19 protein-coding genes and 1 riboswitch are annotated in these 21,606 nt (G+C 39.9%); of the genes, 11 read left to right on the top strand and 8 right to left on the bottom strand.

The genetic code is table 11. The annotated features are described in order from the left end of the window. Positions 1-8: 8 nt before the first annotated feature. On the bottom strand, positions 9-1,049 hold the full coding sequence (locus BN997_RS19500) for a type II secretion system F family protein (RefSeq protein ID WP_042534758.1): 1,041 nt from the start codon (positions 1,047-1,049) through the stop codon (positions 9-11). Beyond that, positions 1,018-2,016, bottom strand: a complete 999-nt coding sequence (comGA, locus tag BN997_RS19495) for a competence type IV pilus ATPase ComGA (protein WP_042534757.1) — start codon at positions 2,014-2,016, stop codon at positions 1,018-1,020. Before comGA ends, BN997_RS19500 begins: the two co-directional genes overlap by 32 nt. Positions 2,017-2,164: 148 nt before the next feature. Between comGA and BN997_RS19490 the strand changes: the two genes are divergently transcribed. Next, a complete protein-coding gene (locus BN997_RS19490) occupies positions 2,165-2,359 on the top strand; it encodes a YqzE family protein (RefSeq protein WP_042534755.1) in 195 nt (64 codons plus the stop codon). A 107-nt stretch (positions 2,360-2,466) separates the two neighbouring features. Further along, on the top strand, positions 2,467-3,825 hold the full coding sequence (locus BN997_RS19485) for an IS1182-like element ISOih1 family transposase (RefSeq protein WP_084612992.1): 1,359 nt from the start codon (positions 2,467-2,469) through the stop codon (positions 3,823-3,825). Between the two features lie 120 nt (positions 3,826-3,945). Here BN997_RS19485 and BN997_RS19480 read toward each other — a convergent pair whose 3' ends face one another. Both BN997_RS19480 and BN997_RS19475 read right to left on the bottom strand, forming a co-directional pair. Then, the gene (locus BN997_RS19480; protein ID WP_042534751.1) at positions 3,946-4,737 is read right to left on the bottom strand and encodes a YqhG family protein; all 792 of its coding nucleotides are present in this window, start codon (positions 4,735-4,737) and stop codon (positions 3,946-3,948) included. Continuing rightward, the gene (locus tag BN997_RS19475; protein WP_042534749.1) at positions 4,721-6,385 is read right to left on the bottom strand and encodes a DEAD/DEAH box helicase; all 1,665 of its coding nucleotides are present in this window, start codon (positions 6,383-6,385) and stop codon (positions 4,721-4,723) included. Before BN997_RS19475 ends, BN997_RS19480 begins: the two co-directional genes overlap by 17 nt. Before the next feature lie 160 nt (positions 6,386-6,545). After that, a riboswitch (glycine riboswitch) is annotated at positions 6,546-6,635 on the top strand. Between the two features lie 234 nt (positions 6,636-6,869). Here BN997_RS19475 and gcvT point away from each other — a divergent pair. From gcvT to gcvPB, 3 genes are all read left to right on the top strand, one after another. Beyond that, positions 6,870-7,973: a glycine cleavage system aminomethyltransferase GcvT gene (gcvT, locus tag BN997_RS19470; protein ID WP_042534747.1), complete on the top strand. Its 1,104-nt coding sequence runs from the start codon at positions 6,870-6,872 to the stop codon at positions 7,971-7,973. 81 nt (positions 7,974-8,054) lie between these two features. Further along, positions 8,055-9,404 carry an aminomethyl-transferring glycine dehydrogenase subunit GcvPA gene (gcvPA, locus tag BN997_RS19465; protein ID WP_042534745.1) on the top strand — a complete coding sequence of 450 codons (1,350 nt, stop codon included), beginning with the start codon at positions 8,055-8,057 and terminating at the stop codon, positions 9,402-9,404. Next, positions 9,397-10,857, top strand: a complete 1,461-nt coding sequence (gcvPB, locus tag BN997_RS19460) for an aminomethyl-transferring glycine dehydrogenase subunit GcvPB (protein WP_042534743.1) — start codon at positions 9,397-9,399, stop codon at positions 10,855-10,857. Before gcvPA ends, gcvPB begins: the two co-directional genes overlap by 8 nt. 92 nt (positions 10,858-10,949) lie before the next feature. Here gcvPB and BN997_RS19455 read toward each other — a convergent pair whose 3' ends face one another. Next, on the bottom strand, positions 10,950-11,324 hold the full coding sequence (locus tag BN997_RS19455; protein ID WP_042534741.1) for a rhodanese-like domain-containing protein: 375 nt from the start codon (positions 11,322-11,324) through the stop codon (positions 10,950-10,952). Between the two features lie 476 nt (positions 11,325-11,800). Here BN997_RS19455 and BN997_RS19450 point away from each other — a divergent pair, with 476 nt between their 5' ends. Further along, positions 11,801-14,365, top strand: coding sequence for a vitamin B12-dependent ribonucleotide reductase (locus BN997_RS19450; protein WP_042534739.1), 2,565 nt, complete (start codon positions 11,801-11,803; stop codon positions 14,363-14,365). A gap of 94 nt (positions 14,366-14,459) precedes the next feature. Then, positions 14,460-14,969, top strand: a complete 510-nt coding sequence (locus BN997_RS19445) for a GrpB family protein (RefSeq protein WP_042534736.1) — start codon at positions 14,460-14,462, stop codon at positions 14,967-14,969. 283 nt (positions 14,970-15,252) lie between these two features. On the opposite strand, the gene BN997_RS19440 is transcribed toward BN997_RS19445, so the two are convergent. Beyond that, positions 15,253-16,026 carry an ABC transporter permease gene (locus BN997_RS19440; protein ID WP_042534734.1) on the bottom strand — a complete coding sequence of 258 codons (774 nt, stop codon included), beginning with the start codon at positions 16,024-16,026 and terminating at the stop codon, positions 15,253-15,255. Continuing rightward, on the bottom strand, positions 16,013-16,987 hold the full coding sequence (locus BN997_RS19435) for an ABC transporter ATP-binding protein (protein WP_042534732.1): 975 nt from the start codon (positions 16,985-16,987) through the stop codon (positions 16,013-16,015). Before BN997_RS19435 ends, BN997_RS19440 begins: the two co-directional genes overlap by 14 nt. A 691-nt stretch (positions 16,988-17,678) precedes the next feature. Here BN997_RS19435 and mntR point away from each other — a divergent pair. Further along, complete coding sequence (mntR, locus tag BN997_RS19425; RefSeq protein ID WP_042536314.1) at positions 17,679-18,098, top strand: transcriptional regulator MntR; 420 nt, start codon at positions 17,679-17,681, stop codon at positions 18,096-18,098. 138 nt (positions 18,099-18,236) lie between these two features. Next, entirely contained in the window at positions 18,237-19,127 is an 891-nt protein-coding gene (locus BN997_RS19420) for a patatin-like phospholipase family protein (RefSeq protein WP_042534728.1), read from the top strand. A gap of 146 nt (positions 19,128-19,273) precedes the next feature. On the opposite strand, the gene BN997_RS19415 is transcribed toward BN997_RS19420, so the two are convergent. Beyond that, positions 19,274-19,657 carry an SA1362 family protein gene (locus tag BN997_RS19415; RefSeq protein ID WP_042534726.1) on the bottom strand — a complete coding sequence of 128 codons (384 nt, stop codon included), beginning with the start codon at positions 19,655-19,657 and terminating at the stop codon, positions 19,274-19,276. 284 nt (positions 19,658-19,941) lie between these two features. On the opposite strand from BN997_RS19415, the gene BN997_RS19410 reads away from it, so the two are divergent. Further along, a complete protein-coding gene (locus tag BN997_RS19410) occupies positions 19,942-20,448 on the top strand; it encodes a YqhR family membrane protein (RefSeq protein ID WP_042534724.1) in 507 nt (168 codons plus the stop codon). An 81-nt stretch (positions 20,449-20,529) separates the two neighbouring features. Then, a complete protein-coding gene (locus BN997_RS19405) occupies positions 20,530-21,591 on the top strand; it encodes a M24 family metallopeptidase (RefSeq protein WP_042534722.1) in 1,062 nt (353 codons plus the stop codon). Positions 21,592-21,606: the final 15 nt, after the last annotated feature.

Genomic DNA, 21,606 nt, shown 5'->3' with positions numbered 1-21,606 from the left:
CCGCTCCTTTACATTGTATTCATCAATTCAAACATAGGCGACATCAGACTAACGTAAATCAATATGATAAATGCGCCGATAATTGAGAAAAAAACCGGTTGGATATAAACAATGCTTTTTTGAAGCCGCTGATACATGGTATCAATCGAAATATCTGCATAGATAGCTAAATCCTTCGCCAGGCTTTTCGCATCCATATTAGAGGATAAAATATCCGTCAGATGACTCTCTAAAAATTCCATTGTTGTTAACAGTCCGTGAATGGTTCTTCCTTTAAAGTATTCCAGCTGCATCTGCTTCGCGTAATAAGAAATAATCGGGAGCTTAGTCTGCCGGGACATATAATTTAATAATTCCTTCATCGGCATTCCGGTTTGCAGGAGAGAGCTGTATAATGCGGCAAAGTGGAAGGATGTTTGTCTTTTTACGTAAGAGCGGTAGAGAGGCACTCGTTTATATATAGACAGTTTTGTTTCTAAAGAGATATTATTTCTTGAAAATAGCCAAACAAGTACAACAAGGGTGGAAAAAACAAGAAGAATTAGGAGAGAATATCCGAGCCATGCAGAAAGAAAAATAACAGTCTGCAGCAGCATGGGAAGCTCACCAAACATCAGCTGCTGGAAGGAAGGGATGACGCGTGAATAAATAAAAAATAACAGCCCGCTGAAAATTATCATTAATATAAGGGGATAACGCACTGTTTGCTGAAATTTACGAATGTAGTGAACGCGTTGCTGAAATAATTGATAGCAATGCTCGATTCGTTCATAAATATCTGCTTTTTCCCTTACTACAAAAAGGTAAGAGACAATGGAATGGTGGAAACCAGCCTGATCCATTGCTTCATCCAGCTGCTTTCCCGCTTCCAGATTACTTAAAACCTGTTTGGAAATGTGTTCTAACTCACCGTAATATTTCATTGCATCTAAGGAATGGACGAGGGTAAGGCCTCTGGAAAGCATGCGCTGCAAAACATGTAAAAATTGCAGCTGGGTGGTAATCGTTAACCTTTGATTATTGGGGAGAAATCGTTTCAGTAAAGCCATAAGCAAATGCCTTTCTTTGTAAATTTTTAAATTGCTGCTTTTCCGGGAGAGCTTGCAGGCTGCCTTCAATGGCTTTTGTCAGGTGGATTCCTTCAATCAATTCTCCGATAGCACTCCGCTGCTGTTTATTCTTTCTTCTGATTGGAATAAGGCGCAAAGCACCTACTCCAATCAGAATCTGATGAAGATCGGCTGTTTTGATACCCATCTCTTTCAAACGGAAAATCGTACCGACAGCATTCTTTGCATGCAGCGTACTAAGGACGAGGTGACCGGTCAGAGCAGCCTCTACGGCAAAGTGCGCAGTTTCTTTATCCCGTATTTCCCCGACCATCAGAATATCAGGGTCATGACGCAACGCAGCTTTTAATCCCGCTTGATAGGAAATACCTGCACGCTCATTTATTTGAACTTGCAGAATTTGCTTTATTTTTCTTTCGATGGGGTCCTCTAAAGAAATGATTTGACAAGGTCTTTCTTTCATTTCCGTTTCTAACAGGGAATATAATGTAGATGATTTCCCGCTTCCTGTTGCCCCGGTTATCAGGATAAGGCCCGATTCATGGCTCATCCATCTTCGCATTTGCTTTATTTGTTTTGGAAAAAGAAATAAATAATCCAGCGGTAAAGTGTCATTTTGAGGAAGAATCCGGATGGCAATCGTTTCTTGCTGATAATGAGGAAGGGTTGAGATACGAAGTGCATAATCTTTTGATTCGAAACTCCAGATCATCGTACCTGCCTGAGGCTTTCTGCTTTCACCGATATCCATATTCGCACTAAATTTAAAAAATGTTCTTAAAAGCTGATATTGCTTTGTTAAAATGGTCCGGATGAAGGTACGTTTTCCGTGGATGCGGAAGTAAATTTCTGTTTCCTGCTCATAGGGATAGAAGTGGATATCGGATGCATGCTGCTTCGTGGCCGACTGAAAGAGATCGTCAGATAATTTTGTGACGTGATTCATTAGCTCACCTCCTTTACAACTATTTCTGACATAACTTATAATTCGACATTCTTTTTAAATGTCCTTCTTTTTATCAAAAAAGAATAGAATTTTTTTAATTGTTTAAACTAAAAATAGAACGGTCTTCAAAAAGGAGCGATGATAGAGTATGAAAAGCAATGACTATATCCGTTTTCTGACAGAAGAAGCGGTGAAATACATGAACTTATCTTCAGAAGAAAAAGCAGAGCGCAAACAAAAAAAGAAGAAATCATCTTATCCGATCTATGGTAACAAATGGCTGGGGGTTATTCCTTTTTCCATTCAGTCCTGGTACCATGAAAGAAAAAATAGCCGGGATTAATCCGGCTCAGGCTGTCGAGAAACCCTCGGCAGTCTATTTTTATGTGGGAAACAGCCCCAATTGACCGTAATTATTTGGTATAATAGAAGTACCAAACAAAGGCGGTGATGAGCTTGTTTCACACGAGAAAACACATGCAAAATGAAATGGAATTTGTTTGTTTAGAAGATTTAGTCCCCCAAGACCATTTACTACGGAAAATAGATAAATACATTGATTTCTCTTTTATTATTGAAAAAGTAAAACCTTATTATTGTGAAGATAATGGTCGTCCCTCTCTAGACCCCCTTATTTTATTCAAAATGATGTTTGTTGGGTATTTTTTTGGCATTCGTTCGGAACGCCAACTTGAAAAGGAAATTCAAACAAATAATGCTTACCGCTGGTTTCTAGGTTTAAAACTGACAGAACCAGTTCCTCACCATTCTACCATCAGTTGGAACCGTCGAACCCGTTTTAAAGATACGGAGATTTTCCAAGAAATTTTTGATGAAATTGTTCTCCAAGCTATGAATCACCGTATGGTTGGAGGAAGAGTTCTTTTTACGGATTCCACTCATTTGAAAGCGAATGCCAATAAACATAAATTTAGTCGGGAAGAAGTCGAAGTGGAAACACGAGACTACGTAGAAGAACTAAACCAAGCCATTCAAGAGGATCGTAAACAGAATGGAAAAAAGGTCCTAAGAGATAGAGAGGAAGTGAAACAAGTCAAAACCATTCGGAAAAGTAAAACAGATCCGGAAAGTGGTTTTATGTCTCGGGACCACAAACAAGAAATGTTCTGTTACTTAGATCATCGAACCACAGATATGAAATATAATATTATTACAGACGCGTACGTCACTCCGGGAAATGTACATGATTCGGTCCCTTATCTGAAACGGTTAGACCGGCAAATCAAACGGTTTGATTTTATCGTGGAAGCAGTGGCTTTAGACTCCGGTTATTTAACGAATCCAATCTGTAAGGGATTAGCTGATCGGAATATATTCGGCGTCATCGCTCACCGTCGCTATCATCCAACGAAAGGGTTATTTCCGAAGTGGAAATTCCGTTATGATGAAGACCGAGATAGTTATACTTGTCCGAATGGAGAAGAATTGCCATATAAAACAACGACACGAGAAGGTTACAGAGAATTTAAATCAGACCCAAAAAAGTGTATATCCTGTCCGCTTTTGAAACAGTGTACCCGCTCGAATAATCATCAGAAAGTAGTCACCCGTCATGTTTGGGAAGAACATAAAGAACACGTGCGATTAAACCGGTTATCCGTTTCCGGAAAAAAGCTATACAAATTTAGAAAAGAAAAAGTAGAGCGAAGTTTTGCAGACTCTAAAGAGCTGCATGGACTTCGCTACTGCAGGTTGAGGGGATTGCAGAATGCGGGAGAGCAAGTATTACTCACCGCAGCCTGCCAGAACATGAAGAAGATTGCCATCTACCTATCCAAGCAAGGATAGGTAGATGGGAGTTTATTTTCATGATATATCTTATTTTTCTCTTGATTATTTTAACCATATAAAAAAGCTTGCAGAGAAAATACCATACTTTCTCTACAAGCTGAGCCGGGATTAATCCGGCTATTTCTCATTCATTGTGGATGCAGTTAAGTAAAAAATCCCTCCGTTAATCACTTGAAATGTAATCATTGGTTTAAACCGCTTCTCCAATGCTTCTAATTCTTCTACATGCCTTGGATGATCAAGTTCATCCGCATAAAAATGCTTTAAGGTAGCTTTTTCCGATTCCAGCTGTTTGATAGATGCAGCAGCCCATGCGTTATCCTGGTTTTGAACATGTTGTAATAAAACGTTTTGAATACGGAGAAATCCGCTTTTGGGATTAATCATCGGCGTCAGTGTATAACAATAATCGGATATGGCTCTATCAAGCGGGATACGTTCTAAATAATCCATCATATTTAAAGCCATATGTCCATGAAGCAGCTGCAGGCCTACTGAAAATATTTCATCCCTATGCTGGACACCACGATAGCTGATTTTTATATTGACTACAAGCCAAGGATACAGGGGAGTGTTTTCCGATGTGCGGACCTCCTCAAATAATCTGGTATAACGTTCTTTCTCCGTTAATTTATTAATAATTTGATGCAGTCTCGGACTCCCAAAATGAATCCATTCCCCTGGTTCACTCGCTTTCTCTTTGTCCGTAATCAGACGCAGCGCCTGGGGCTCTCCTTCCCGGCCGATTTTTTTAATGTAATGCCAGTAGAAAGGGCGGTTCATTAATTCTTTATCCATTTCCTCGGTAAGCTGGATATGGATTTGTCCCTCATCCTTAGAAAGAATGGTACAATGTTTGGTTTCAAAATAGCTGGTTAGAAAATCGGATAAATCAATTTGCTGTTCCATCTCTATATTGCTCCTCGTTTTGTATTTCCTGGTTTGCCTGCTCCATCACGTATTTCAAGTTATCAAGCTTAATACGAACTTCTCCGGCTGAAGTGGATTCCTGATAGATAGATTCTATTTCTTTCTCCATACTATCTACTTTTAACTCTGCTAAAATGGCATCTAAATTACCAATTACATTCTCAAACAAGTTTATTTTTTCGTAAAGCATGGACAATATATGCTCTTCAATCGTCTGTTTAGTGACAATGTTGTAGATATGCACATCTGATTCTTGACCAAAACGATGAATACGGCCAATTCGCTGCTCTAAGCGCATCGGGTTCCAAGGTAAATCATAGTTGATCAGATGATGACAAAATTGCAGATTAATTCCTTCGCCGCCGGCTTCGGTAGCAATCAGAACCTGTGCATGATCCCTAAATAATTGCTTCATCCAATCTTTTTTTCCTCGTTTAAAGCCGCCGCGAAAAGGTACCGAAGAAATACCATGTTGCTGCAGATACCATTGCAGATAGTACTGTGTAGCGCGATATTCGGTAAAAACAATCACTTTTTCACCATTCAGCGATTTAATCAGATTGGTTAATTCCTCCGCTTTGGGATGCTGCTCCAGCTGTTCAATGTTTCCGATAACTTCCTGAATAGCTTCATGATTTCCATCTTGGTCTAATTTCAGTAAAGAGGTAAAGCAAGCTTCTCTGGAAGAACAGAATTCACGTAAATAAGTGATTTTAGCAAAGGATGCCATTCCAAAAGACAGCTCCATTAATTGATGGTAAACCTTGTGATAGCTTTCTGGAAGAGAAGTCCAAATGGTTTGGATTTTTCTTTTAGAATTGTTTAAGCTGGTATCTTTCCTTGTATTACGGACCATTACCTGCTGGACAAGCTTCTTCAGATAAGGATCCTGCTCCATTTTTTTGCGGTCCTTTCCATATTTCTCTGTAAAACTTTTATAATTCCCTAAATGTCCAGGCTTTAAAAGGCTGACAAGATTAAATAATTCTAACAGCTTATTTTGTACCGGCGTAGCGGTTAATAAGAGACAATACTTTTTCTTTAATTCCTGGACAAACTGGTAGTTTTTTGTCTGCTCATTTTTTAGTTTATGAGCTTCATCCACCAGGATAAAATCATAATCTATATCTAAAATAGCCTCCCGATGCGGAGAACGCTTGGCGGAATCGATGGAAGATATAATAATTGGATTATCGTCCCAGCTGTAATTTTTACGATAGGCAATGGCAGGAATGAGAAATTTTTCGTTTAATTCTTTTTCCCATTGATTTACGAGAGAAGCCGGAACAAGAATTAATGCTTTTTTCACCAGCCCTCTTACCATATATTCTTTTAGAACCAGCCCTGCTTCAATTGTTTTTCCAAGTCCTACTTCATCCGCTAAAATGGCCCGGCCATGCATCGTTTCAATTACTTGTTCAGCAGCTTGTAATTGATGATCTAAAATATCCAGATGCGGCAAATATTCCAGCGCCTGCAAGCCATTGAAAGAAGGGCGCTTTGTTAGATTTGCAGCCTGATATGCCATACGAAAAAGCTCCCAATTTGTTAAATTATTTTCATCACGAAAGGCTGACTCTAAGCCGGTAATGAATTGATTGTCTTGTTGAATTTGAATAGAATCCATTTATTCGATGCACATCCTTTCGGGTAAAATATGGTTTTTCAATTACTTTTTTAAAGAGTTATGATATACTTTTGTCAAATAGATTTTCCTGCTAACATAATATATGATGAAGGATTATATATCCTTTAGTATAACCAACATGAATATATTCAATCAGCGGATGAATACAAGGGGAGAGCTTACAGTTTATGTAACGCCGAAGGAGCAAGTTAAGAGCGAATCTCTCAGGCAAAAAGACTCTTGTAGGACGCTACTCTGGAGAGCGTTTATAGGCATCAGCTGTCTATAGACCACCCACGAAGCAAATATTCACATGATGAAGACCGTTTTCTTTGTGAATATGCAACTTTCTGGTTTGCGGACAGAGACTTCTTTTAGGAGGAGTCTCTATTTTTGTGCTTAAAATCAATTTTTAAAAAAATCACCAGCAAATGTTATAAGGATGTTCATGTATTTCAATCAACCTTAGTGAGGAGAGAAGCAGATGAGTGAATTAAAGCGTACACCGATTTTTCCAGCTTATGAAAGGGTTGCCAAGACCATTGATTTCGGCGGATGGGATTTGCCGGTACAGTTTTCAGGTATTAAAGAAGAGCATGAAGCGGTCCGGACAAAAGCCGGTCTGTTCGATGTGTCCCATATGGGCGAGGTTTTGGTGAGCGGTCCGGAAAGCGTCCATTTTTTACAGACGATATTAACAAATGATGTAACAAAGCTAGTGCCAAACAAAGCACAATATACGTTTATGTGCTATAAAAATGGAGGAACAGTCGATGATTTAATTGTATATATGCTGGCTCAAAATGAATACTTGCTTGTTGTAAATGCTGCTAATACGGAGAAAGACGTTGCCTGGCTGCAGGAACAAAATAATTTCAATCCGAATGTTACCATAAAAAATGTTTCGGAAAATTATGCGCAATTAGCTTTGCAAGGACCAAAAGCGGAGCAGATTTTACAAAAGATTGTAAAAAAACCGCTTCAAGATATCTCTTTCTTCCGTTTTAAAAAGGATATCGAAGTGGAAGGAATAGAAGGAAAGGCCCTCATCTCCAGAACTGGTTATACAGGCGAAGATGGTTTTGAAATTTATCTTGATTCTGAAAATGGCAAATATTTGTGGAATATACTGCTTGAAAAGGGAAGGGAAGAAGGCATCCAGCCAATCGGTTTGGGAGCAAGAGATACACTGCGTTTTGAAGCGAATCTTGCTTTATACGGGCAAGAGCTGTCAGTTGATATTTCGCCATTGGAAGCTGGTTTAGGTTTTGCTGTGAAGCTGAATAAGGGAGTAGACTTCATCGGAAAAGAAGCACTTGAACAGCAAGCTGCTAATGGGACGGAAAGAAAGCTTGCAGGAATCGAAATGATTGATAAGGGCATTCCAAGACACGGCTATCCAGTGTACCAGGGAGAGAGCGAGATTGGTTTTGTTACTTCCGGTACACAGTCACCTACACTAAACAAAAATATTGGGCTCGTACTGATTCAATCTGATTCCGCAAAGATTGGAGCAGAGGTGGAGGTTCAGGTCCGAAAGCGCCGCTTAAAAGCGAAGGTGGTCGAGACACCGTTCTACCGTAGATAATCATCGTACATTTTCACAGGAAAAAGAGTTCGGGGAAAAAAGTTTCACTTTATTAGTGCAGTAAAATAAGGGGGAGAAAAGATGGAGTTTCGTTATTTACCGATGACTAGGGAAGATAAACAAGAAATGATGGAGACCATAGGGATAGAGAATACGGAGGAGCTGTTTGCAGATATCCCAGGCAGCGTTCGTCTCCAGAAGGAATTGGAGTTAAAAGAACCAAAGAATGAATATGCATTGATGAAGGAATTAACAGCGATGGCAAATAGAAACACATCCACGAAAGACGTTGTATCCTTTCTTGGGGCAGGTGTATATGATCATTACACACCTTCCATTGTTGATCATGTCATTTCGAAATCTGAATTTTATACAGCATATACACCTTATCAGCCGGAAATTTCCCAGGGAGAATTGCAGGCAATTTTTGAATTTCAGACAATGATCTCTGAACTGACAGCTTTACCAATCGCAAATTCTTCTATGTATGACGGAGGTACGTCTTTAGCAGAAGCAGTAAATCTGAGTGCCGCCCAGACCAAACGTAAGAAAGTGCTGGTATCAGACGCCGTCCACCCTGAATATCAACAGGTTATTCATACGTACGCGAAAGGACAGGAAGTTGAAATAATTCCGATTCCATTACAAAATGGAAAAACAGATCTCGTCCATTTGGAGGAACTTCTGAATGAGGATATTGCGGGTGTTGTCGTCCAATATCCGAATTTTTTCGGGCAGATAGAGCCAATGGAAGCAATCCAAAAGCTGTTAGAAAATCAAAAGAAGACCATGCTGATCGTGTCCAGCAATCCGCTCGCCCTCGGCTATCTGACTCCGCCGGGAGAATTTGGTGCGGACATTGTAACCGGCGACACGCAGGTATTCGGGATTCCAGCCCAATTTGGCGGGCCGCATTGCGGATATTTTGCAACAAGTAAAAAATTAATGCGCAAGGTTCCGGGACGTCTGGTCGGTCAGACAAAGGATGAAAATGGAGTCAGAGGCTATGTGCTGACGCTGCAGGCACGGGAACAGCATATTCGACGTGACAAGGCAACTTCCAATATATGCTCCAATCAGGCGCTGAATGCATTAGCAAGCTCTGTTGCGATGAGCTCTATCGGCAAGCATGGGATATGGAAAATGTCCGAAATGAATATGCAAAAAGCCCGTTATGCAAAGAAGAAATTGAAAGAAGAAGGTATTTCGATAGTTTATGATGGCCCATTCTTCAATGAATTTGTCATTCAGTTAAATCAGGACATTACTAAAGTAAATGCTGCATTGCTTGAAAAAGGAATTCTTGGCGGTTTTGATTTGGGAAAAATCGACCCTTCCTATCATGGTCAGATGCTTGTGGCTGTGACAGAAATTCGTACAAAACAAGAGATAGACCAACTTGCAAAAGAATTGAGGGATATGCATGGCTGATAAAAATTTTCCATTATTATTTGAACGCAGTAAAGAAGGGAGAACGAGCTACAGCTTGCCGGAATTGGAAATAGATGCCTTTGATTTAGAGGAAGAATTAGAGGACGTCTATATTCGCAAAGAACCTCCTAAGCTGCCAGAAGTAAGTGAACTGGATATTATTCGTCATTACACTGGGCTGGCATCCCGCAATTATGGGGTAGATTCCGGGTTCTATCCCCTTGGTTCCTGCACGATGAAGTATAATCCGAAAATTAATGAAGACATTGCGCGTCTGGAAGGCTTCAGTCATATTCATCCCTATCAAGATCCAAACACGGTGCAGGGTGCTCTGGAGATGCTCTATGATTTGCAGGAGTCATTAAAAGAAATTACTGGCATGCATGAGGTTTCATTACAGTCAGCTGCCGGTGCGCAGGGAGAGTGGACTGCATTAATGATGATTCGTGCTTTTCATGAGGCCAATGGGGATTATAACCGTACAAAAGTCATTGTACCGGATTCTGCCCATGGAACCAATCCGGCGTCTGCAGCAGTAGCCGGGTTTGAAGCAGTTACCGTGAAATCAAATGAAGAAGGATTAGTGGATCTGGATGATTTGCGGCGGGTTGTCGGGGTAGATACAGCAGCCTTGATGCTTACCAACCCGAACACGTTAGGATTATTTGAAAAAGATATTTTAGAAATGGCAGAAATAATACATGATGCCGGCGGTAAGCTTTACTATGACGGCGCTAATTTAAATGCGATTATGGGTTATGTCAGACCGGGAGATATGGGATTTGATGCAGTACATTTAAATCTTCATAAAACGTTCACAGGTCCGCATGGCGGCGGCGGTCCAGGCTCAGGACCGGTGGGAGTCAGCGAAGAGCTGGCAGCATATTTGCCAAAACCATTAATTATGAAGGAAAAGGACTCGTTTCGCTTTGATTATGACAGACCGCAGTCTATCGGCCGGATAAAACCGTTCTATGGGAATTTTGGTATTAACCTGCGTGCGTATACGTATATTCGTACGATGGGAGCAGAGGGCCTGAAAAAGGTCAGCGAATATGCCGTACTCAATGCGAATTATATGATGCGTCAGTTAGAAAAAGTATTTCAACTGCCTTATCCGCAGCATTGTAAGCATGAATTTGTACTGTCGGGGAGCATTCAGAAAAAACTTGGCGTCCGAACATTAGATATGGCGAAAAGGCTGCTGGATTTTGATATTCATCCACCTACCATTTATTTTCCGTTGAATGTGGAAGAAGGGATGATGATTGAGCCTACTGAAACAGAATCGAAAGAAACGCTCGATTCCTTTATTGATATCATGACCCGTATAGCAAAAGAAGCAGAAGAAGACCCGGAAACTGTACAGGAGGCACCACATCATACAATTGTGAAGCGGATGGATGAAGCAACCGCTGCACGTAAACCAATCCTGCGGTACGAAGAATCGTAAACCATCATAAAAGCTGATTCAGAGGTTATGCTCTGAATCAGCTTTTATTTTTAGCCCAATTAACAGCTTTCACAAAATGGAAAACAAAGGCTTTATTTTTTCATTTTAATCTTTCCAGTCCATTTTTTAAATCCGCCTTTAAGCTGATAAATTTCTTCAAATCCTTTTTTATGCAGGAGCTGCGCAGCTCTTGCGGAACGGCTGCTGTTTTGACAATACAGGTAGACCGGCTTGTCCTTTCTCAATTCCACAAGTCTTTGCTTCATTTGCGTTACCGGGATATTACGCGCTCCGAGAATATGACCTTTATCAAATTCCTGCGGCTCACGTACATCGATCAATTGTGCTTTGCGGTAGCCTTCTACAAATTGATCTTCTGTCAGTACATTTAAATAAGTGCGTTGTCTATAGTAGCGAAAAATAGTAATCGCAAGCAGAACAACTAAAGCAATGAGTAAAAATGTCATTTTGTTTCCCCCGTCTATCTTTATATTCTACACTCTTATTATATGGGCAGCGTTTTTATTTTTCAAAGTTTTTATTTTGCAGACGGAAAATCATCTGAAAGTAAGGGTTAACACCAGAATCTATGGTTGGAAAATATAGTTAAATGAGATAAAAGCAACTCGCTGGCGTAGTGTATTTCCGTAGCAGTCGCTGGCCGCAAATTTATATCTACTATGTTACTCATAGATTTTGATGAAGAGCTAAAAATAATAATCAACTTTCAGGCTGCAGATATTATGTTTAGAAAAAAGGGGTGTTTCTAGTCCGCTTTAAGGGAATAAAAAAAGTAATCAGCGCTTGTATGAAAGGTACTTGCTTTTCTGATAATTAACTATATATTGTGTCAGAATAATGAATTGGATACTATATATTGTTTTGTGAAGAAGAGTTATGATAAACTAATAAGTAATCAATTGCAAGACAAGGAGCGATAACATTGACTATCCATTTAGAGTCATTAAGGCAGGTTAATATCGGGGCGCTTAATGAAGATATAAAAAAATTTGAAGCAGTGCATCCAATTACCAAAGAAATGCATATCACCCATCAAGGCGTGTCGAGATTGGTCATGCTGGATCGGTATGCATATAAAGATACAGAGAAAAAAACATTAAAAAAAGGTGATTTTGTTGTCTTGACCGTAAAAGCAGACCCTAAATTTCCCGCTCGGGGTCTAGGATTTATTATAGATATTAATTGGGAAGAAAACAAGGCGGAAGTAGCTGTCGCATCCGATTATGTCGGGGTTTTGGATAAGGAAGAAGAACGGGAAAGCGGGATGATCACGCGTTCACTCGATGTTATCGAAAAACCGTTGGAAATTTATTATGAACAAATTGCCAAAAGAAATGCGACCGGTCTTTCAGAAGTAGAAGAAACCGAAGAAAGAAAGGCCAAATCATTTGATGCCTTTTATAACCAATTGGCTTCTATGAATTTTATCCCGGCGGGCCGTGTGCTATATGGAGCAGGCGCTGAAACCGATGTAACTTATTTTAACTGTTATGTGATGCCTTTTGTAAAAGATTCGCGCGAAGGTATTTCCGATCATCGTAAACAGGTAATGGAGATTATGTCACGCGGCGGCGGTGTCGGCACGAACGGTTCCACATTAAGACCGCGAAATACACTGGCCAGAGGGGTCAACGGAAAATCTTCAGGAAGTGTCTCCTGGCTGGACGATATCGCCAAATTGACGAATCTGGTTGAACAGGGCGGTTCCAGACGCGGTGCACAGATGATTATGCTCGTTGATTCTCATCCGGATATTGTGGAATTTATTATCTCAAAAATGCAGAATCCGCGTATTTTACGCTATTTAGTAGAAAATACAGAAGATGAGCAGATGAAGCAGCTGGCAAATGAGAAGTTAAAATTCACCCCGCTGACAGAAACAGAATTTGATTTGTACCAGGGAATTGTCAATTATAAAGCCATCCCCGGCCAAGGCGGGTTCACAGATGCTGCCATGAAGCAGGCAACGGATTTATTGCGTGATGGCGGAACGTATTCCGTCCATAATCCGGATTTCCTGGCAGGTGCAAATATTTCTGTCTGTATTACAAAGGAATTTATGGAAGCCGTGGAAAAAGACGATTACTATGAGCTGCGCTTTCCAGATGTAGAAAATTATACACTGGAAGAAATGAAAGCCTATAATGAACAATGGTATGAGGTAGGCGATGTCCGTAAATGGGAAGAAATGGGCTATGGCGTTCGGGTTTACCGGAAAGTGAAAGCAAAAGAACTGTGGAACTTGATTAATATTTGTGCAACATACTCTGCAGAACCGGGCATTTTCTTTATAGATAATGCCAATGAAATGACAAATGCAAAAGCGTATGGTCAGCAGGTTGTTGCGACAAACCCTTGCGGTGAGCAGCCGCTTGCTCCGTTTTCTGTTTGTAATTTGGCTGCCGTCAACCTTGCTGAAATGGCAGATAAAGATACCAAAAAGGTAAATGTAGAAAAATTAAAAGATACTGTAGAAACTGGTGTGCGGATGCAGGATAATGTAATTAACGCAACGCCATATTTCTTAGAAGAAAATAGAAAACAGGCTTTAGGAGAAAGACGTGTCGGCTTAGGCGTGATGGGACTGCATGATTTATTGATTTATTGTGAAACAGCTTATGGCTCAGAAGAAGGAAATAAGCTGATTGACCAAGTGTTTGAAATCATGGCAGCTACTGCTTACCGCACTTCAATCGAGTTGGCGAAAGAAAAAGGAAGCTTTCCTTTCCTGGTGGGTGAAACAGAGGAAGAAACAAAAACGCTCCGTGAACGTTTCATCCAAACGGGATATATGCAAAAAATGCCTGCAGACATTCGGGAAGGCGTATTAGAGCATGGTATCCGCAACTCGCATCTGCTGACTGTCGCTCCAACTGGAAGTACAGGCACGATGGTCGGAGTAAGCACAGGACTGGAACCATACTTCTCCTTTTCTTACTACAGAAGCGGACGATTAGGTAAATTTATCGAAGTAAAAGCGGATATTGTGGAAGAATATTTAAATGAACATCCAGAAGCAGCGGATAAAGAGCTGCCGGAGTGGTTTGTAACCGCAATGGACTTAAGTCCGGAAGCGCATGCGGATACACAATGTGTGATTCAGCGCTGGGTGGACAGCTCGATTTCCAAAACAGTAAATGCACCAAAAGGATATACCGTTGATCAGGTAGAAAGTGTTTACCGCCGTCTGTATAAGGGCGGTGCCAAAGGCGGTACGGTCTATGTGGATGGAAGCAGAGATTCGCAGGTCTTAACCTTAAAAGCAGAGGATAACCAAGTAGGGGAGCAGACAGAATTATTCCCGGATGAGAAAGAAGATAAAAAAATTGTTCTTATGGACACCATTCAGGAATTAGATAAAACAAATGTAACAATCGGATCTGAGGTGGGAGATACCTGTCCAGTCTGCCGAGAAGGCAGTGTAGAAGATATCGGCGGATGTAATACGTGTACCAGCTGTGGTGCTCAATTGAAATGTGGATTGTAAGACATAAAGAGTGGTTCTGTTTATAAACAGAACCCTCTTTTTTGGTATATAATACAGTTTGATATATAAAATCTATGTACAGGGAGAGGTTTATTTGAAAATCCGTCTGTCTGAATACAACGAAAAATGGATTGAAATGTTTGAAAATGAGGTGCGACTTTTAAGTGGAGTGTTTGGAAGTGAAATAATAAAATTTGAACATTTCGGAAGCACAGCAGTCAAAGGAATGAAGGCAAAGCCTGTTATTGATATGATATGTATTGTTAAAGATATCAATAAAATGGATGCTTTCAATGATCAGATGCGTCTGCTGGGATACGATGTTGCTGGAGAGTGGGGAATAAAAAATAGACGATTATTCCGAAAGGGCGGGGAAAACAGAACACATCATATTCATGTTTACCAATATAATAATCCCGAAGTTGAGAGACACCTAGTATTCCGAGATTATTTAAGGAACCACCCTATTGAAGCAGAGAGAGAGAGTAATTTGAAAGAAGAACTGGCCTTAAAATACGATGATACTACTTTTTACAGTAAAGCAAAAAGAACATTTGTAGAGGGGGTAGAACAGCGGGCATTAAATTGGTTTAGGAATAAGTAAATGCGCATAAATTAATCAAGGAGTTGTAGGGTCATTGATTGCCCATTGCTTCTGTCTGTTCTATCAGCTTTATTGCATATTTAATCGGAATAAAGGTGAAAAAGGAAATAAAGTCTATTTCGCCTGCAGCTGATTATTCTTCCATAACCATCTCTTTCATGGTTAATACGCTTAAAATAAGCTGAAAATAAATCGGAATATTTAAAAAATCATTATGAAAGTTAGTAATCATCCTGCTGATTATAAAATCAGACAGGATGATTCATCAAGATTTAAACCTATATCAATACTGCCCCAACAATCCCTTTTTCATCGCCATGCGTTCACAGTATTTAAAAAAGAGCAGACCAGCGATAAAATAGACGAGAGCATTTATAAATAAAATTAACAGCGGCAGCCAGCCGATATCCATTAAAGTCTGTCCGTCGATCATGATATCTCTGACTAAATCAACGCCAATAACAAAAGGCAGAAAATACATAAGAGGGGATGCAGCAAGCGGAATAAAGGTCAGCCCAGCCAATAAAAATTGCAATATCTGCAGGAAGGCTTGAATTTGTTTATAAACAATGGCCAGCCCGCCGACCATTAATCCGACGCCATACATTCCGAAAACAGTTAATACAAAGACAGGGAAAATAGATACAATATCAATATTAAGCCATTGTCCTGCTGTCAGCATGGTAATAACCAGTAAAATAGAAATAATGATTCCGTAAATAATTGTACTGGCAATCAGCCTTGTGCTTAAAATACGCCAGATCCCCATCGGTGACATCGACAATTGTTCAAGCGTTCCGCGAATGGCTTCATTTACAATTTCGAAACCAAACATTTGAATGACGCTAAGTGCCAAAAACCAGAAGATATAGTTAACAATCACAAATTGAATATTCGCATCCTGTGTTGATGGATCCCCAAAAAAGTGTATTACTCCAAATAAACCTAAAAAGATAAAATAAAAGGTTAAAACAAGGGCAAGAGTATTTGGTAAATAACGCTTCAGTTCCAAGTATTCCTTTCGCAGGTTTGCTCGAAATAGATTAATCCACAGCATGTTGAAAGTCTCCTTCAATAATTTTTAAAAATACTTCATCAAACCGAATCGATTTTCGGTCAATCGAATCAATTGGTGTACGGTTCAATTGTAATACTTGAAAAATCTGATAAATATCCTCGCTTTTCTCAAGCTGTACAGTAAGATAGCTGAATAGTTCGTCCTCTACATAATCATTTGCCGGAAAACGGGCGGAAATGGCTTTTTGCTGATCTGGTGACAAAGCTTCATTTAAAGTCAGTCTGTAGGAGCGTACTTCAAACAGTTTTATCAGTTCATCGACGCGCTGATCGATAACGACAGTTCCCTGATTAATAATAACGGTGCGATCACAAATATCCTGAATCACTTCCATGTCATGAGAGCTGATGATAACGGTACGCTGATAATTTTGAACAATGGATTTCAGGATTTCTCTAACCTCCAATCCGGTTTGCACATCTAAACCAAGCGTCGGTTCATCTAAGAGCATGACTTCCGTATTAGCAAGCATCGCTACAGCTATTGCTAATTTTTGCTGCATCCCGCGGGAAAGCCGGTTTACCAACTCATTCTCTTTTTCCTTCAAACGGAATATTTGCAGCAGTTCATCGATCTCTTCTTTAACTTCCTTTCTTGACCTTCCTCTGTTTCCGGCAAAATACTCCAAGTTCTCTCTCACCGTAAGCCGCCAATATAAATTACGGTTGCCCTCCAGCACGGCGCTGATATGATGTAACGATTCTAAGCGTTTCGCGGTATTAGGTACTCCTTTTATCTTTATTTCGCCGCTGTCCGGGTATAACAAACCGCATATTAATTTGATCGTAGTCGTTTTTCCGGCTCCGTTAGGACCAAGCAGACCAAGAATCTCTCCTTTATAAACATTAAAATCAACGTCTTTGACCGCTTGAACAATTTCTTTTGATTTTCTTTTCCGGTAGCTTTTATTTAACTGGCTGATCTCAATTATCTTTTCCACGTTATCCCTCCTCTTTCTGAAATAATTGTAGCAATTAGCAAAAATCCGAACAACAATCCATCGAAGGAAATAACCTCCGTCTTTAGACGTATCTGAAGGAATATATGCTAATTTGTTCAAGAATAAGAATGTTAATAAAAAAGCTGAAAATAGCCGTTCAAACGGGTTTCATGGGGGAAATAATCTTAGGCCACAGAAATACACTTCGCCTTCCGTTGGGCCTGAGCTCATTTTCTTTAAAGAAGACTTAGCGATAAGCGCAGACAGAGCTATAGTTGGGACTGGAATTGCGGTTACTTGCCCATCCAAAAGCGTCGCTAGAATTTGGATTATTTCTTTGTAAAAAAGCTAATAAAACATAATTCTTCTTTGATGGGAGCGAAAGGAAGCCGATTTCTGCGGGAAAAGCAACAGGTGAAGACCCCGCGGAAAGCGACTTCCCGGAGCGGACATCTCCTTGGCAAGAAAACGGATGTTTTAAAGAACAAGTGAAGTCCTGTTTTTTTCTTATTGCCTGCTGCAAAGGATGCAAGCGGAAGTGAATATACAAATAAAGGATAATAACTTGAGTTTTATAAGGAAATCAGCTATTATTAAATTAGAAAAAAAGTTTCCTTTGATAAAAAAAATTAACGTTCTTATTGAAGGTGTTCACGTTTCTCTGTGGCAAAACATAGAAAGGAGCTTTTTTATGCCTACACCGAGCATGGAAGACTATATTGAAATTATTTATAATTTAATTGAAGCAAAGGGCTATGCCAGGGTTTCATCGATTGCAGAAGCATTAGAAGTGCACCCGTCCTCTGTGACAAAGATGGTCCAGAAATTGGACAAGGATAATTATTTAGATTATGAAAAATACCGCGGTTTTGTACTGACATCGAAGGGGAAGAAAATCGGTGAACGGCTTGTCTTCAGACATGATCTGTTAGAAAATTTTCTGGAGTTAATCGGAGTGGACGAAGAACATATATATAATGATGTAGAAGGTATAGAGCATCATCTCAGCTGGAATTCGATTGACAGGATAGCAGATGTGGTTGCTTATTTTAAAGAAGATGAACAGCGGAGAAAAGATCTGCAAAAAATAAATGAAGTTAATAAAACGTAACCGGTTATTCTCAGGAATGACTGGTTTTTTTGATGCGGTTTAACTGGTCATTTCTTCATCTTCAGGTGCGAAAAAGCATAATAAACAAGCTGATAGACGTATAAATCAATAAGCACCTATAAGGGATGGAGCGATGTCATGAAAATTGATGCTGTATTTTCTGGCGGGGGAGTGAAGGGGTTTGCATATGTCGGCGTGTTGGAAGCCTGGGAGGAGAAAAATTTGCAGGTGGAGCGTGCAGCTGGAACTTCTGCAGGAGCTATTATAGCCGGGCTTTTGGCAGCAGGTTATCATTCTAAGGATATTAAAGAATTAATGAAAACATTGGATGTTCAGAGTTTAGCTGATCCGCCGCTGTTATCCAAATTATTGCCGGCTACAAAGTGGTTATTTCTGTATTTTCAATTAGGATTATATAAAGGGGAGAAGCTGGAAGCATGGCTGGGAGATGCATTATCCAAGCGGAATATATATCGGTTTGGCGATTTAAAACCAGGTGTGTTAAAGGTAGTTGTCAGTGATTTATCGCTTGGTAAATTGGTTGTAATCCCAGATGATTTAGAAAGAGTTTATGGCATTCGTCCAGATACGTTTTCGGTAGCCGCCGCTATTCGGATGAGCGCCGGGTTTCCTTATTTTTTTATGCCGAAATCCATACAGGGTAAAAATAAGCAAAAAAGCATTATCGTAGATGGGGGATTGCTTAGCAATTTTCCATTGTGGATTTTTTCAGAAGCAGAAGAGAAGCAGGTACGTCCTGTCATCGGTGTAAAGTTAACAGATTCTTCCACATCTGTAGAGCCGCGTCAGATTCGAAATGCGCTCAATATGTTTCCTTCCCTTTTCACAACAATGAAGCAGGCGCATGATAACCGATATATTTCCAAGCATCAAGCAGATCATATTATTTTTGTCCCCACCCCTGAACAGAATTCCATGAATTTTAATATAACAGAGGAGAACAGAGAGAAGCTGCGTCGGATTGGAAAAGAATCCAGTGAAAAATTTTTGCGTAAATGGAGTGGTTAATTATTATTTTTCAGAGGTACGTAATGGATAAAGCGCGTTCGAATGGGATAATATTCGAACGCGCTTTATTGTGGGAAATGGGAGAATATAAAAAAGGAGCTTAGAATCTAAGCTCCTGCAAGGGTCTGCTCTATAATAATTTATTTCTAAGAAGAAACACGGTTCTTTTTCTTCGCTTTATTTCCTTCGATAACACGCAAATGACTTGCTCTTTTAGGATTTCTTTTCTTTTGGTTTGCTTTCTGATAGCTGGAACCAGCCGATTTCACAGCCTGTTTATGACCGTACTTGGATTTAGATTGTTTTACTGCCTGCTTATATTTTTTCATGTTGTCACGCTGTCGTCCGGAAGGCTGCCTATTGCGTATGAGAAAGAAATAAACCAATCCAAAAATAGCTGCCCCTATCCCGATAGAAATCAATAGTCTTGAAAGAAATGCAACGGTATTTCCAAATAGCTGTGTAAATAAACCGAAAGCTGCAAAAGCAATAATCAAATAAACAAAAATAGATACTGCTTTATTTCTCAATTGAAATCCTCCTTTCTCACACATTATTTATACTTCTATTTTACCATATCATGCTGCAGGATGCCTGTGAAGGAGCTTCTGCCAATCCGCTAATATATATCGGTCGGATGATTATCCGAGATACTCGAAGGCTGGACAGAAATCACGTTATCCTGTGGAAACTGTTTGCTTGTTAATTAATTATTCCCTCTTTCATAAAAAATATTCCCGCAGATTAACAGAAAGATTATTTCTTCATACGAGTTTCATGATTTGGTCATACTAGAGAGTGGAGGTGTTTATTAATGAGGCGCTTATCAAAAAAACAACAAATAAATGATAATGAGGAATCTGTATTAAAAAAATCGATGTACACAGGATTTGTAGGCGGGGTTGTATTCAGTTTACTTGCAAGTGTAATGTATTACTTTAATTTTTTGGAGGTCGCACCAAAGTTTTATCTGCTGACTTCCTGGGTATCAGAAGGATGGACAAACACGTGGCTCGGTATCTTCTTTACAACGATTCTGGCTGGGGTAGTTTCTCTGCTCACCGCGTTTGTATATTATATGATTTTCAGAAAAATAAAGTATATGTGGGTGGGAGTTATATACGGCTTTGTCTTATGGGCTCTTATATTCCTTTTATTCCGTCCCATATTTAACGATATTCCTGCTGTGACGGAATGGAATTTGAACACCTGGATAACAACCATCTGCTTATTTATTTTATATGGCACATTTATTGGCTATTCCATCTCCTATGATTATATGGATTCGCAGCAAACCGAAGACATCATAAAGAAAAGCTAGGATTTTTCTGTGATTATTCAAACGCATCTATATATGATAAAATACTTATGATACTTGAGATTTTGGAGAGGATGAAACCTTTTGACGAAATTGGACCGCTTACGTGAAAAACTGGAAGAAAACAAAGCAGACGCCATAATTATTGACAGTCCGTATAACAGACGTTACCTGACTAATTTTACTGGCACAGCTGGAACAGCATTGATTACTGCAGATAAGGCTCTATTTATTACAGATTTTCGTTATACAGAGCAGGCTGCTGAACAAGCGGCAGCATTTGAAATTATAGAGCATAAACAAGGAATGATTCAGGAAATTGCGAACCAAATCGACAAGCTTGGTGTAAAGAGGCTGGCTTTTGAGAAAAATTATACGACTTACAGTCAATTTGAAACATATCAAAATCAATTTTCTCAAGAGTTGATTCCTGTAGAAGGAATTGTTGAGGCACTACGGATGATTAAAACCCCTGATGAGCTGGAAATTATGAAAAAGGCTGCGAAAATTGCAGATGACGCATTTGCGCATATTCAATCATTTATCGAGCCTGGAGTGAAGGAAATCGATATCTCGAATGAATTAGAGTTCTTTATGCGCAGACAGGGAGCGACTTCTTCCAGCTTTGATACCATTGTAGCGTCCGGCTTACGTTCTGCTCTGCCGCATGGGGTGGCATCTGATAAACAAATGGCAGAGGGCGAACTGGTGACACTGGATTATGGTGCATTATATGAAGGGTATTGCTCTGATATCACAAGAACGGTAGCTGTTGGAGAAATTTCTGCGGCGCTGCGTGAAATTTATGATATAGTATTAGAGGCGAATCTTCGTGGAGTTAAAGGAACAAAAGCTGGCATGAGCGGGAAAGAGGCAGATGCTTTGACCAGAGATTACATTACGGAAAAAGGATATGGCGATCGTTTCGGTCATTCGACAGGTCATGCAGTGGGAATGGAAGTTCATGAGAGCCCAGGATTGTCGACTCGTTCTGAAGCAATATTAGAACCGGGCATGGTCGTAACGGTAGAGCCGGGTATTTATGTTCCAGGGGTAGGCGGCTGCCGCATTGAGGACGATATCGTTATTACAAAAGACGGCAATGAGCGATTGACCTTTGCTCCCAAAGAATTAATCCAATTATAAAAGGGTACAGGAGGA

Source organism: Oceanobacillus oncorhynchi, assembly GCF_000821065.1.
Classification (GTDB): domain Bacteria; phylum Bacillota; class Bacilli; order Bacillales; family Amphibacillaceae; genus Oceanobacillus; species Oceanobacillus oncorhynchi.
The sequence above is the reverse complement of the archived record's forward strand: the minus strand, read 5'-3'. Positions and strand labels throughout refer to the sequence as shown.